This is a genomic window from Lacisediminihabitans sp., assembly GCF_043726815.1.
Lineage (GTDB): Bacteria > Actinomycetota > Actinomycetes > Actinomycetales > Microbacteriaceae > Lacisediminihabitans.
In genome coordinates, this window is the sequence record NZ_JAYSJZ010000060.1 from 1 (window position 1) to 12,601 (window position 12,601).

General features: G+C 67.9%; 14 protein-coding genes. 7 read left to right on the forward strand and 7 right to left on the reverse strand.

From position 1 onward, the window contains the following. Positions 1-264: 264 nt before the first annotated feature. Positions 265-567 carry a hypothetical protein gene (locus ACHZD8_RS08285; RefSeq protein WP_394769749.1) on the reverse strand — a complete coding sequence of 101 codons (303 nt, stop codon included), beginning with the start codon at positions 565-567 and terminating at the stop codon, positions 265-267. Positions 568-833: 266 nt separating this feature from the next. Between ACHZD8_RS08285 and ACHZD8_RS08290 the strand changes: the two genes are divergently transcribed. The 3 genes from ACHZD8_RS08290 to ACHZD8_RS08300 are packed head-to-tail and all read left to right on the forward strand — an operon-like array spanning position 834 to position 3,488. After that, on the forward strand, positions 834-1,967 hold the full coding sequence (locus ACHZD8_RS08290) for a glycosyltransferase family 4 protein (protein WP_394769751.1): 1,134 nt from the start codon (positions 834-836) through the stop codon (positions 1,965-1,967). Positions 1,968-1,978: 11 nt separating this feature from the next. Continuing rightward, complete coding sequence (locus ACHZD8_RS08295; RefSeq protein WP_394769753.1) at positions 1,979-2,851, forward strand: SGNH/GDSL hydrolase family protein; 873 nt, start codon at positions 1,979-1,981, stop codon at positions 2,849-2,851. Beyond that, on the forward strand, positions 2,844-3,488 hold the full coding sequence (locus tag ACHZD8_RS08300) for a DedA family protein (protein WP_394769754.1): 645 nt from the start codon (positions 2,844-2,846) through the stop codon (positions 3,486-3,488). The genes ACHZD8_RS08295 and ACHZD8_RS08300 overlap by 8 nt, the downstream gene beginning before the upstream one ends. A 37-nt stretch (positions 3,489-3,525) precedes the next feature. On the opposite strand, the gene ACHZD8_RS08305 is transcribed toward ACHZD8_RS08300, so the two are convergent. The 4 genes from ACHZD8_RS08305 to ACHZD8_RS08320 all read right to left on the reverse strand — a co-directional run bounded on the left by ACHZD8_RS08305 (position 3,526) and on the right by ACHZD8_RS08320 (position 6,823). Beyond that, positions 3,526-4,698, reverse strand: coding sequence for a glycoside hydrolase family 26 protein (locus ACHZD8_RS08305; RefSeq protein WP_394769756.1), 1,173 nt, complete (start codon positions 4,696-4,698; stop codon positions 3,526-3,528). A 403-nt stretch (positions 4,699-5,101) separates the two neighbouring features. Then, positions 5,102-5,677 (reverse strand): hypothetical protein, encoded by a 576-nt coding sequence (locus ACHZD8_RS08310; protein ID WP_394769757.1) that lies wholly within the window; start codon positions 5,675-5,677, stop codon positions 5,102-5,104. After that, positions 5,674-6,225, reverse strand: coding sequence for an RNA polymerase sigma factor (locus ACHZD8_RS08315; protein ID WP_394769758.1), 552 nt, complete (start codon positions 6,223-6,225; stop codon positions 5,674-5,676). Before ACHZD8_RS08315 ends, ACHZD8_RS08310 begins: the two co-directional genes overlap by 4 nt. An 88-nt stretch (positions 6,226-6,313) precedes the next feature. Beyond that, positions 6,314-6,823 carry a protein tyrosine phosphatase gene (locus ACHZD8_RS08320; RefSeq protein WP_394769760.1) on the reverse strand — a complete coding sequence of 170 codons (510 nt, stop codon included), beginning with the start codon at positions 6,821-6,823 and terminating at the stop codon, positions 6,314-6,316. A gap of 264 nt (positions 6,824-7,087) precedes the next feature. Between ACHZD8_RS08320 and ACHZD8_RS08325 the strand changes: the two genes are divergently transcribed. The 4 genes from ACHZD8_RS08325 to ACHZD8_RS08340 are packed head-to-tail and all read left to right on the forward strand — an operon-like array spanning position 7,088 to position 10,848. Continuing rightward, entirely contained in the window at positions 7,088-9,016 is a 1,929-nt protein-coding gene (locus ACHZD8_RS08325; RefSeq protein ID WP_394769761.1) for a glycosyltransferase family 2 protein, read from the forward strand. After that, a complete protein-coding gene (locus tag ACHZD8_RS08330) occupies positions 9,016-9,351 on the forward strand; it encodes an STAS domain-containing protein (protein WP_394769763.1) in 336 nt (111 codons plus the stop codon). The genes ACHZD8_RS08325 and ACHZD8_RS08330 overlap by 1 nt, the downstream gene beginning before the upstream one ends. Next, positions 9,344-9,760, forward strand: coding sequence for an ATP-binding protein (locus ACHZD8_RS08335; protein ID WP_394769764.1), 417 nt, complete (start codon positions 9,344-9,346; stop codon positions 9,758-9,760). The genes ACHZD8_RS08330 and ACHZD8_RS08335 overlap by 8 nt, the downstream gene beginning before the upstream one ends. Then, positions 9,757-10,848 carry a PP2C family protein-serine/threonine phosphatase gene (locus ACHZD8_RS08340; RefSeq protein ID WP_394769765.1) on the forward strand — a complete coding sequence of 364 codons (1,092 nt, stop codon included), beginning with the start codon at positions 9,757-9,759 and terminating at the stop codon, positions 10,846-10,848. The genes ACHZD8_RS08335 and ACHZD8_RS08340 overlap by 4 nt, the downstream gene beginning before the upstream one ends. A 22-nt stretch (positions 10,849-10,870) precedes the next feature. On the opposite strand, the gene ACHZD8_RS08345 is transcribed toward ACHZD8_RS08340, so the two are convergent. Both ACHZD8_RS08345 and ACHZD8_RS08350 read right to left on the reverse strand, forming a co-directional pair. Continuing rightward, a complete protein-coding gene (locus ACHZD8_RS08345; protein ID WP_394769766.1) occupies positions 10,871-11,572 on the reverse strand; it encodes an alpha/beta fold hydrolase in 702 nt (233 codons plus the stop codon). 52 nt (positions 11,573-11,624) lie between these two features. Continuing rightward, positions 11,625-12,416 (reverse strand): aminoglycoside phosphotransferase family protein, encoded by a 792-nt coding sequence (locus ACHZD8_RS08350; RefSeq protein ID WP_394769768.1) that lies wholly within the window; start codon positions 12,414-12,416, stop codon positions 11,625-11,627. Between the last annotated feature and the right edge of the window lie 185 nt (positions 12,417-12,601).

Below are 12,601 nucleotides of genomic sequence, written 5' to 3' on the forward strand. Positions count from 1 at the left end.
CATCACCGACACCGGAAGCGAGGTGAACACCGACACGATCATGGCCCTCAGCGCCTAAACCGAAGGATCACCAGTTACACCACACCCCGGGACTTGACCTGGCGCACGCGGCCCGCACGAGGATTCCGTTGCCCGGCTGACCGCAGGTGCGGATGATGCTCCAGCCACTGACGGTCGTCGTGATGCCCTTGGCCACGACGTTCATGATGAGGATCGCCGTGGGAAACGCCAGCGTGGCGCCGATGATGGTCCCCGCCGAGGCGTCTAGGGCGCTTCTTCCAGCGTGGTGTTCTTGAGAACTTCCTTGACGACCGCGCCGGGGAGGTCCTCCGCGGCCCTAGTCCTCGCCTCCTCTTCCTGCTTCACCTCAACTCGGGCAGCCTGCCACGCCGACCAGTGGCCAGAGACGAGAGCCCACAGGGACAGGGCGGATACGTAGACGACACTGTTCACCCAATGTGTTATGAGAGAGACCGGGATCATGGCAATCCAGAACAGGGTCAGCCACCCGTTTACGCGCCTCATGAAGATCGGATCGCCCTGAATCGACGCCCATAGTGCTTTCACTTCCGCCTCCCTGAATCTGTCCGCTTATCACCAACAATCTAAGTCGGTCCTCGGCTCAGGAAAAGTGAGAGAACTCACATGTTCCATCGCTGAGCATTCTGCTCAGGGGCTGGCAGGTGCCCCGTCAACGAGCCATTGCGCTACCGGACGATCGCGGTTGCGCACCGGCTCGCATTGGTCGTCCGCCCCCAAGAGTTCACCATCCCCTCAATTGACAGACACTCAGAAGTCGAGCCCTGACAAGCGGCGGATGCCACCGTCGAGGCATGAGGATCGCGATAGTCGCCGAGACCTACCTCCCCCTCGTCAACGGAGTCACGCACTCGTTGCAGCGCGTGCTCGAACATCTCGTCCGCCGGGGCGACGACGTGCTGGTGATCGCCCCGGCCGCAGTCGGGGCTAGCGACGTCGACCAAGGCGATGGCGTGCGCGTCGTGCGGCTGCCGTCCGTCTCTGTGGCCGGGTATTCCGATGTGCGCCTCGCCGTCGGCGGAGTCTCGCGGGTACGCCGCCTGCTCGCGGGCTTTGCGCCGGACGTCGTTCACCTCGCCTCTCCGTTCGAGCTCGGGCGCCGGGCGATGCGCGCGGCCGAGCAGCTGGGCATCCCCACCGTCGCCGTGTACCAGACGGATGTGCCCGGCTACCTCGGGAAATACGGCGTCCCCTTCCTCGAGGCCTGGGCGTGGCAGCGGGTCGTCGCGATCCACCAGCTCGCGACCCGCACCCTGGCCCCCTCGCTCTCCGCCGCACGGCAACTCGATGCGCACGGCATTCCGAGGGTCGAACTCTGGGGTCGCGGAGTGGACACTATCCGCTTTCATCCCGGCAAACGAAGCGCGGCATTCCGGGCGAAGGTGGCGCCGAACGGCGAGATCCTCATCGGCTACGTGGGGCGTCTCGCCGTGGAGAAGCAGGTGGAAGACCTGGCCGCCCTCGGCGACATCGAGGGCACCCGGCTGGTGATCGTCGGGGACGGTCCGGAGCGAGAGGCGCTCGAGGCCATGCTGCCGAACGCCTCCTTCACCGGATTCCTGGGCGGAGAACAGCTCGCCACCGCCCTGGCGAGCATCGATCTCTTTGTGCACCCGGGGGAGCTCGAGACCTTCTGCCAGACGATCCAGGAGGCGATGGCCTCCGGCGTGCCGGTGGTGGCGACCGGACGGGGCGGTCCGGTCGACCTCGTCGACTCGTCGCGCACCGGCTGGTTGTACACGCCGGGCGACCTCGGGCAACTGCGCCGACACGTGGTCGACCTCGTCGGCGACGGCGCCAAGCGCGCAGCGTTCGCCGAGGCCGCCTTCCAGAGCGTGCAGGGTCGCACCTGGCCGGTGGTCTGTGAACTGCTTCTGCACCACTTCGAGCGCGCGATCGCCGAGCACGCACTTCTCGCCCGGCGCTGATGAGGGCGGTGGTGACGAGAACGGCCGCGAACCAGAGCGAAGGGGAGGGCCCCACGCCGTCCCGTCTCTACGTCGCGCTGGGGGACTCGTTCACGGAGGGCGTCGGGGATCCGGACCCCCGCCTGCCGAACGGGGTGCGCGGCTGGGCCGATCGAGTGGCCGAGAGACTCGCGAAGGCAGAACCCGGCTGGCGGTACGCGAACCTGGCCGTGCGCAGCAAGAGGCTGCGGGATGTGGTCGCAGACCAGCTGGACGCGGCGGTGCGGCTGAACCCCGCTCTCATCACTCTCTACGCCGGCGGCAACGACGTGATGGACCCCGGCACGGAGATCGGATCCCTCCTCGACGACTACGAGAGACTCGTGGCCGCTCTGGCGAAGACGGGCGCGACTCTTCTGCTGTTCACCGGCTACGACGTTCCGCTCTATCCCGTGGTCTGGCTCTTCCGACGCCGCAACCACGCCTACAACGACGGTGTGCGCCGCATTGCGGAGAAGTACGGCGCGACCCTCGTGGACTACGGGACGTTCGAGGGCTACGAGGACAGGCGGATGTGGTCGGCAGATCGACTGCACCTCTCCAAGGCCGGCCACAAGGCGCTCGCCGCCCGCGTGCTCGACCTGCTGGCCGTGCATCACTCGATCAGGGCCAAGAAGATCAAGGCCACGAAGTTCGCTCCGCTCGAGGCGCGGTCGACGGGTCGATGGTTGGCCGACCAGAGCCTGTGGCTGCGCGACTGGGTGGTGCCGCTGCTCCACCGCAAGATCAGGCGGGTGACGCTCGGCGACTGGCTGAAGCCCCGCTGGCCCGACCCGGTGGACGTTCCTCCCAAGGGCGGCCTGCGCCGCCTGGTGAGAGACCGCGACAAGGGGCTCCGTGGCTGACGTCGCCGGCCTGATCTACGCCGTGGCCCAGTCGCCGTGGGCGCTGGGCGCACTGGTCGGCCTGCTGGTCATCGACGGGTTCTTTCCGCTCGTGCCGGGGGAGACGATGGTGGTCACGCTCGCGGCGCTCGGCGCATCCGGTCATGGACCCGACCCCGTCGCCGTGCTGGTGGTGGCCACCGCGGCGACCATGGTGGGGGACGGGATCGCCTTCCTGATCGGGCGTTCGATCCACCCGGCGCGCTGGGTCTGGATGCGCGGATCGAAGGCGCAGACCGGGCTGCTGTGGGCATCCGGTCGAATCGAACGCAATCCGGGCGCGATTCTCGTCGGCGCGAAGTTCCTCCCGTTCGTTCGCGTGGCCGTCACGATGACGGCCGGGGCGAGCGACCTGCCGGTGTGGAGATACCTGGTCTTCTCCCTCCTCTCCGCGACCGTCTACACGGCGTACCACGTCGGCGTCGCGGTCACGGCCGGAGGACTGTTCATCGCCAACCCGTTCGTCGGGCTTGCCGCGTCGATCGCGTTCGGACTCCTGTCTGCGACGGTGATCGCCGGCATCCACAGAATCGTGACGGGCCGGGCGGAGCGCGCGCGGACCGCCGCGTCCGGCGAGTTCCCTTCGAAGTCCCGGTAACACCCGGTCCAGAAGAAGCGCGCTGGCGCTCGTCGGGCTACCTTCGTGCGGCCAACGCCGCGTTGAAGGCGCTGGCCGAGGTGGTTGACGTGTCGATACGCCAGTCGACCTGTTTGTTGAGGTCGAACCAGACAAAGCCAGTGATGTCGGGTTGAGCGGCGAGGTAGGAGACGAGGTCGGTGTTCCATTGTGCTTTCGACCCGCCGTTCTCTGAGGAAGCGGTCTCTGCGACGATGATCGGCTTCGTCGGCGCGAGAGCGCGGATTTGCGACAGGCCGTCGCCGAAGACCGTGCTCGGGGACTTCCAGGATCCTCCGACCCGGTCGAGACCCCAGTTGTACCCGTCGAGGGCGACCTCATCCACGTAGGCATCACCCGGATACTCGGTGGTGATCGGGGTCGAACCGTAATACGGCACGTTCGGGCACCACACCCAGGTCACGTTCGTTGCGCCCGCCGCGGTCAGCAGGTCGTGAACGTGCCGGAAAGCGGCGACATAGCTGCCGCTGGCGTTGCCATTCACGCCGTCGGCCCACGGATACCAGTTACCGTTCATCTCGTGCCCGTAGCGCAGCATCACCGGCTTCCCCCACGCGGCCAGGGCCGTCCCCCACGAGGTGATGTAGGCGTCGTAGGTTCCGGAGGCGATCGTCGCCGACTGGTACGCGGTCTGGTTGAGCCCGCCGCCCCATGTCCACGGTTCCCAGGTGAGGAGACTGAGAGCGCCGCGGGCGGCGACCGAGTTCAGGTCGGCTATCGGGGCTGCCTGGTTGAAGTCGTAATAGGAGAGCACGATGGACGGGCCCTCACCGGACAGGGTGGCGACCTGATCGAGTTCGGTGTTCGCCTGCGCACCGCCGACCGTGGCGACACCGAACCTGAGATGGGCAGTGCTGATCACCGGGACCGTCACCGGGTAGGTCACCGTGAATGCCTGCGAGACCGAGACCCGTGCGACGGTGGCTGTGAGGGTGAGCGTTGCCGCGGTCGTGGCAGGCACCACCCAGGCGACGGTGAACGCTCCCGCTCCGTTGGTTCGAATGGAAATGGTGGACGACCCGGCCGTGAGCGTGCCCGTCGTGTTCTTCTGGAAGCCGCTGGCGGTGACCGTGACGGAGGTGCCGACGGGTCCGGACGCCGGGGAGAGGACGAGGGCCGCCACTCCCGTCGCGGAAACCCGGGTGGTGAGCGACGCGGCAGCGACGGTCATCCGGCTGAACGAGGTCGGCGGTGCTGGTGTCTGGCGGCCGCTGCGGACATCGTATGACGGGCTCAGTTCGACTGCCGCGTTCTGTGCGACACCGGAGTGAGGCGCGATTCCTGCCGCCGGAGATGCCTGACCGGCCGGGGCAGCGGAATACACGCTCGCGGTCATCACTCCGCCCACGATTCCGACGGCAAGAGCACCGCACAAGACCCTCAGTACGCCGGCCGACCGTCGGACACGGGCTGACTTCGTCTCTGTGCCGTCTGTGGTTCTTGTCAAGGTTCACTCCGTGTCTGAGACGAAACGGGGTGCACAAGAAACATGTTCCCTTGGCGGAGGCCCCCCTCACCGCATGAGATGAGGGTAGCCGAAGAACTGACCGAATGGCGATCGATTCTGCCCGGGGCTAGTGGTGGCGATCTGCCGGCGGTGGGGTCGCCTTCGCGCTTGAGCCCGGCGGGATCACGGGGGGAACCGCCGTCGATGGGCGATTTGTGGGCTCCGGTCGGGTGGGCGACGTGTGCCGGGGCGATGGCGACACGCTGGACTTGTCGCTCGCGCCTCGTTGGGGGGCGACGGACGAGGTGCCCTCTCTGCCCGGCACGCGACTGCTCGCGGGCGCCGGAACCGGGGGCTGCCCCGGCGCGTGCTGAGCGCCCGGCACAAGGGTATGCACGAGGAACGTGATGGCGGTCTGCGCCGTGTGCCTGAAGTCGGGGCTGGCCGCAGCGGCCGAGGCCCCGACGCCCACCGATGCCGCGACGGCAATGGCAGCCACGATGAGTCGGCGGTTCCGAGCGCGCCGGCGGACGGCGATGTCCACCGGGCCCTGGGTCATGAGCGCGGCAAGCTCCGCCGAGGGCGCGGGAGGGCTGCCGGCGCCGAGGGCGCGAAGTTCGAGGAGCACTGGGCGAACATCGACGGCATCGTCGATTCCGGCCTCTGCGAGCAGGTCGTCGATAGCGTGGTCTTCACGAGTCATGGTGTGCCCCCGACCTTCGTCGCCAGTCCCTGCTTGAGATTGCCCAGCGCCCGCCGCTGCAGTTGTTTGATGGCCCCGGGCGTCTTGTCCATGATCGTTGCCGTCTGTTCGAGCGAGAGGTCCGCGACGATTCGCAGAACCAGAACCTCCCGCTGATCGTCGCCGAGATGGCCGAGGAGTTCGAGGGCACCGGTGTCGAGTCCCGTGCTCAGCGCGTGGTCTTCCGCCGATGCGGTGAACCTGGAGTCGAGCTCCGGCAGGTATTCGGTGATCATGGGACTCCTGGCCCGCTGTCGGTGGTGATCCACAGACCGGGCGTGTGCGATGGAAAAGATGAGTCTCTTCAACCCCTTCACTCCTCCGCTGACGGTGGCGAGCCGGGGGTAGAGGGCGAGGAAGACATCGTGGGTGACGGCCTCGGGGTCATCCACGCCCCGGGCCACAAGGTAGCCGTGTACAGAAGGCGAAAGCCGCTGGTACACGAGGGTGAACACCTCCGCCGGGTTGCTGCGCCCGTGAGCGAGCATCTCGTCGGTCAATGTCTCCATCGACCACCTCGTCCCATTCCGTCACCAGAGCCCTGCCGCGCAACGCTGCCTAGGGTAGCGCGGCGCGGCAGGGTGATCGGTGAGAAACCTACGGGCGGCCGGGCGTGGTCGGCTTGTGGCTGGTGCCCTTCGACGCCTGGTCGGGGAGCGCCGGCGCGCCGGTGGCGGCGTCGGACGGTGCGGCGGTCTTGCCGGGGTGGACGATCGTGGCGCAGTACGCCTTGATGTCGGTCGAGCTGCTCGCCGCGACGACGAGGGACTTGTACGCCGTGGACGAGGTGCTCAGTCCACCGTGCGTGAAGGCCGTGCAGAGACCGAAGGCCGCGGGGCCCGTGGCATCCGGACCCACCGGCGTTGCAGTGGATTTCGGCGTTGCGGTGGGGTCAGGCGTCTCGGTCGGGTCCGCCGTGGCCGTGGCATCAACCTCTTTGCCGTCGGCGGGAGCAGGGGCGCCGATCAGGCTGTGGGCGCTCTGCTGCAGCGGGGCCGGAAGGGTCCCGGTGTAGGCGGCGACGGCGGTGCCGCCGGCGGCGACGGTGCCGAGTGCCAGGGCGCCGATGGCGATCTTGCTCGTGACAAGTACGGTAAAGAATGACATCTAAGTCCTCCAAGTGGGTCTGAGACCCGTCGGTTCATTTCTGCGGAGCCGGGGCTCACGTGGACGTAATCGACGGCGGCACCCGAAAAGTTACGCTCGGTATTAAAAGCTTCAGGTCGTTCGGGGAGTATCGTGCCTGCCGCGATATTATCGAGGGAGCACGCCGAGGGGGTTTCGGCGGCAACGGGACTTTCGGGGGTCGACGTGGTTCAGGGGCGCGTGTCGGTACACCGGGCTGACCGGGAAACTACCGGTCGGCTTGCGGTGCTGCGGTTGATCGTCGTGGCGACCGTGGTGCTCGGCCTCAACTACATAGTCTGGCGTTGGTTCTTTTCGCTCAACTGGGGAGCGTGGTGGATCGCGCTGCCCCTCGTGGCCGCGGAGACCTACAGCCTCATCGATGTGAGCCTGTTCGGCCTCACTATGTGGCGGGCCCGCTCGCGGCCCCGCCCGCCGGTGGCACCGGCCGGACTGACCGTCGACGTCTTCATCACGACCTATAACGAGTCCGTCGACCTGGTGATCGAAACGGCCACCGCGGCTCAAGCCATTCGCTATCCGCATCGCACCTGGATTCTTGACGACGGTGATCGTGCGGAGATGAGCGAGGCGGCAACGTCGCTCGGCGTCGGCTACATCACTCGCGGGGCCGACTGGCTCGACCGGCCCTTGCACGCGAAGGCCGGAAACCTCAACAACGCCCTGCTTGCCACGGATGGCGAATTCCTGCTCATCCTCGATGCCGACCAGGTTCCGCATCCCCAGATTCTGGACGAGACCCTCGGGTACTTTCTGGACGAATCCGTCGCCCTCGTGCAGACCCCGCAGATCTTCGGCAACGTCGCCCCGGGGGATCCGTTGGGGAGCCAGGCCGGCCTGTTTTACGGACCGATTCAGCAGGGGAAGGACGGCTGGAACGCGGCATTCTTCTGCGGTTCGAACGCTCTGCTCCGGCGCGAGGCCCTCATGCAGCTCGGGATAGCCGGCTACGTCGCGGAGGTGGAGCGCGCGGTCCTCACCGCACTGCGGGGCGCTCGGCGCGTGCTCGCGAAGGCGGCCCGCAGCGCCCCCCGGGACAATGCGGTGGTGCTCGGTGCCCTCGCCGAGGTCGCCTCCGCCGTGGAGACCGCGCGGCTGGACGTGGCGGCTCTCAAGCCGCTGTCGTCGGTCACCTACTCGCTGCAGCGACGGATCGAGGAGATCTCCCGGGGCATGGTGGCGATCGACATCCACCTGCTCGCCCGGGACCTTGACGCGCTGCGGGAAATGGGCGGCGACGACGAGGTCGAATGGGATGTCCTGATGGACATGGAGGGCACGGTGGAGACCCTCGCCTCGCGTGAGCTCTCCCCGCTCGGAGCCTTCGAGTCGGTGCAGACCCTGTTGCGCTCGATCGACGTCGACCGCGCCGAGGAGGCCCAGCCGCTGATGCCGCTCGCGACAATTTCGGTCACGGAAGACATGGCGACTTCCATGCGGCTGCACGACATGGGCTGGCGCAGCGTCTATCACTCCGGCCTTCTCGCGGTCGGACTCGCCCCGGAGGATCTCGGGACGATGCTCAAACAACGCCTTCGCTGGGCTCAGGGCACCATGCAGGTGTTCCTGAAAGAGAATCCGCTCCGACAGCGTGGCATGACCATCGCCCAGCGTCTGATGTACTTCTCCACGATGTGGAGCTACCTCAGCGGATTCGCGGCCCTGATCTATTTCGCGGCGCCGATCATCTTCCTCTGCTTCGGCATCCTGCCGGTCAACACGACCGCCTGGGAGTTCTTCCTTCGGTTCGTGCCCTTCATCGTGATCAACCAGCTGCTCTTCGTGGTCGCGGGCCGGGGGATCCCCACCTGGCGGGGCCAGCAGTACAGCCTCGCGCTCTTTCCCGTCTGGATTCGGGCGACCACGAGCGCCGTGGCGAACGTCTACTTCAAGCGACCGCTCGGCTTCGTGGTGACGCCCAAGACGCGCCAGGACGGCGGCCCGAATTGGCGGCTCATCGCCCCCCAGGCCTGCGTGGCAGCGGCCCTGGTGATCGCGGCGGTCATCGGCACGACGCGACTTGTTCTCGGCATCGGCGAACCGATCGGCACTGCCGTCAATCTCGGCTGGGTGGTGTTCGACTTGATCGTGCTCAGCGTTCTCGTGCCTGCGGTCTTGTACCGCGGCTTTCGACCGAAAGAGGTGTCCGGCTAATGGAGTTCACGAGCGGAGAGCTTGCAGACGGCATCGCCGTGGTGCGGCCCACGGGCCGACTCAATATGGTGTCGGCGGGGCGCCTGCGGGAGCTGGTCACCTCGACAGTGGCAGGGGGGCGGTCCCGCGTGGTCGTGGACATGTCGGGGGTCGAATTCATCGACTCGTCGGGACTCGGCGCCCTGATCAGCGGGCTCAAGACCGCCCGGCAGGCCGGCGGAGATCTCAGGATCGCCGCGCCGAACGAACAGGTCTCTCTGGTGTTGCGGCTCACCAACATGGATCGGGTGCTCCCGGTCTACGCCACCGCCGAGACGGCCTACGGCAATGGATAGCGGCACACGGTTCACCCTGGCGATGTCCGCACCGCCGGACGACGTCGACACGGTGCACGCCCTGTTGGGGACGGTCTGGTCCAGTTCGCCGGCGGTGTCGGCGACCGACCGCGTGTGTTTTGAGACGGCCCTGATCGAGCTCGCCGGCAACGTGATCCAGCACGCCGACGCGGGAACCGGGGTGTCCTGCACGCTCACCGTGGAGGTGTTCGCCGATCGGATCGAGGCGAGGTTGAGCGACACCGGCGAACCGGGACAGTTTCACCTGGTGCCCGGAGGCATGCCAGACGAGCTGGCGGAGTCCGGGCGGGGCATCCCCCTCATCGAGGCGCTGGTGGACGAGTTGCACTACGACCGCTCGGGTTCCCTCAACCTCTGGCGGATCAGCCGAAGGCTCGGCAACGCATGACGACGACTGAGGACTCGTATCGGGTGCTCGTGCTCGACGACGACCCGGACATCGCCGAATACACCAGGACCGTGCTCGAGCGGAGGGGCGATTGCCAGGTGCGTGCCCTGAACGACCCGCGGCTGGCCGTGGCCGCCCTCGAGGAATTTCACCCGGATGTGGTGGTGACCGACATCGAGATGCCGGGCATGAGCGGCCTGGAGGTTCTGGCCCTGATGCGGGAGGCCCAGCCGGGCCTTCCCGTCATCGTCATGACCGCGCACGTCTCGATCGACTACGCCGTGCGCGCTCTTCGGAGCCAGGCCGACGAATTCCTCACCAAGCCGATCTCCCACCCGGAACTGATTTCGACGGTTCGCCGCCTTGCCGCGCAGTGGCGCAGCCGGAGGGAGGCCGACCTGGAGCTGGATCGCGCCACCGAGGTGCAGCGTGGGCTGCTTCCTCGACAGTTGGTCGCCCTGGCCGGGTACCAACTCGATGGCGGCTGCACTCCGGCTCGTGCGGTCGGGGGCGACTTCTTCGACTGGTATCCGGTCAGCGATGGCGCGGCATTCACCGTCGCCGACGTGATGGGAAAGGGTATCGGGGCCGCCATCATCGCGGCCACCGTTCGATCCGTGTTGCGTTCCCGGGCCGGCGAGGCCGATCTGGGACAGGTGATGTCCCTCGCCGATTGCTCGCTCGAGCCGGATCTCGAACGGGCCGGCGCGTTCGTCACGCTCTTCCATGCGAGGCTCAATGTCGCGCTCGGCGAGGTGCGCTACGTCGACGCCGGGCACGGCCTGTCGCTGGTCGTTCGCGCGGCCGGCGGCGTGAAGCGGCTGGCGACGACGAGTTTCCCGCTGGGGTCGGGACTCGGGGGAGGCTGGCGCGAGCACATCCTGACTCTGCTGCCCGGCGACTCGCTCGTGTCCGTGAGCGACGGCGTTCTCGACCTGTTCGACGGCACACTCGCGAGCCTGGACGAGGTGGAACGAATCGCACGCTCGGCGTCGAGCGCACGAGGCGTCGTCGATGCCCTCCTGGAGAAGGCGTCAGACGGCGCGCCCGACGACGTGACCGTCGTGGTGCTGCGACGGGACCTCTGACCGGGCTGGTGGCGATTTCGCCTCAGTGGGACTGCACGGCGGTGAGGATGGCGGCGCCCAGCTCGGTGGGCCTGGTGAACTGGGGCCAGTGCCCGGTGGGCAGCTCCACGTAGTCGACGTCGTGAATGCGGGCGAGCTCCGACACGTACGGGTGACCACTCGCGATCCAGGTCTGCAGCTGGGAGAGCGGGACCTCGCAGGTGATCACGGTGGCCGGCACGTCGTAGCGACGTTCGTCGTGGAGGTGCTGCGCATCCTGGGCCACCCCGCGCGGCTCCGGAATCGCCCGGGCGCGGAAGGCGGCGCGGAGGTCGTCGGTCAGGTCGACGAGGGACTCGTCCTCGAAGACGTCCCAGCTCGGCAGGGGCACGTCGTCCCCGATCGCTGGCAGCGCATCGTTGATGACGCCACCCTCGGCGAGCGGACCACTGTCCACGTAGATGGCACGCAGCACCCGATCCGGCCGGGCGTCCACCGCCCCGTGGATGATGGCGCCACCGCCCGAATGACCGACCAGCACCACCCGATCGGGCAGGGAGTCGATCACCGCCACCACCGCATCGATGTGGTCACGCAGGCCGATTCCCGCGCGCGACGCGTCGACCGACTCGAGACCGGGAAGGGTGAGCGGATGCACCCGGTGCCCCGCAGCCACGAGGGCCGGGGTCACCGGTGACCACGACGACGCATCCAACCAGAATCCGGGAACCAGAATGATGTCCATGCCGAGCGACGATACGCCCGACGACCGACACGAGGCGATGGCTGCCGACGAATCAGCGAGCGCGCGGCCGGGTCGCGATTCCGAGGGCCGAGAGCACGCGCGCGGCTTCGTCGGCGCGAAGCGGATCGTCGGCGGTGATGAGTGCCTTCCAGAGGGCCCAGCCCCGGGCGCGTTCCCAGAGGGCGTCGTCGGCGTCGAGACCGTGCCGCAGCACCAGTCTCGAACTCTCATCGAGAAGGGTCCAGGCGATGGCGAGATCGCAGGCCGGGTCTCCCACCCCGGCGCACCCGAAGTCGATCACGGCGGACAGCCGACCGTCGGCCACCAACAGGTTTCCGGCCGCGACATCCCCGTGAAACCAGACGCCCGGCTCGCCGCCGGGGGAGCCGAGTGCCCTCTCCCACTCCTCGAGGGCGGCACCGCCGTCGATGTCGTCGCCGAGGGCGCGGATGGCGGCCCGCGTCTCGGCATCCCACTGGTCGAGGCCGGCGCCGCGCCCGGCCGAGTGCGCGCCGGGGCGCGGACCCGCCGACGGATCGACGCCTCGCAGCTCGACGAGGAACGCGGCCAGGTCCCGGGCGAAGGTGGCGAGGTCGAGGCCACTCGCCACGGCCGCGGGCGTGCCGTCTATCCAGCGACGCATCGTCCACTCGAATGGATAGCCGTGCCCGGGCTCGCCGAGCGCAACGACTTCGGGGATGGGCAGAGTGACACCGGCCGCCAGCAACGGCAGCCAGGCGACCTCCTTGCGCACCTGCGGCACGTAGCCTGCCGCGCTCGGCAGACGGGCCGCGAGGGTGTCACCGACCCGGAACGTGCGGTTGTCCCACCCGTCGTGATCCACTGGCCGCACCTCGAGACCGGCCCAGCGGGGGAACTGCGTGGCGATGAGGCGTCGAACGAGTTGAACATCGATGCGCGGGGGAATGGTCGCGGTCAGGTGAACCTCCGGGGGAGCGGTCGAGGCTCCCAGCGTACGGGCCCGTGAACGACGGCCCCTTCTCTTGCCCGTGTTGGCGTGGCACGATG

Coding starts and splice junctions, on each gene's coding strand:
- ACHZD8_RS08340 (WP_394769765.1), top strand. CDS start 9,757: ATGACGACGACTGAGGACTCGTATCGGGTGCTCGTGCTCGACGACGAC.
- ACHZD8_RS08290 (WP_394769751.1), top strand. CDS start 834: ATGAGGATCGCGATAGTCGCCGAGACCTACCTCCCCCTCGTCAACGGA.
- ACHZD8_RS08310 (WP_394769757.1), bottom strand. CDS start 5,677: ATGACTCGTGAAGACCACGCTATCGACGACCTGCTCGCAGAGGCCGGA.
- ACHZD8_RS08305 (WP_394769756.1), bottom strand. CDS start 4,698: ATGACCGTCGCTGCCGCGTCGCTCACCACCCGGGTTTCCGCGACGGGA.
- ACHZD8_RS08320 (WP_394769760.1), bottom strand. CDS start 6,823: ATGTCATTCTTTACCGTACTTGTCACGAGCAAGATCGCCATCGGCGCC.
- ACHZD8_RS08335 (WP_394769764.1), top strand. CDS start 9,344: ATGGATAGCGGCACACGGTTCACCCTGGCGATGTCCGCACCGCCGGAC.
- ACHZD8_RS08345 (WP_394769766.1), bottom strand. CDS start 11,572: ATGGACATCATTCTGGTTCCCGGATTCTGGTTGGATGCGTCGTCGTGG.
- ACHZD8_RS08330 (WP_394769763.1), top strand. CDS start 9,016: ATGGAGTTCACGAGCGGAGAGCTTGCAGACGGCATCGCCGTGGTGCGG.
- ACHZD8_RS08315 (WP_394769758.1), bottom strand. CDS start 6,225: ATGGAGACATTGACCGACGAGATGCTCGCTCACGGGCGCAGCAACCCG.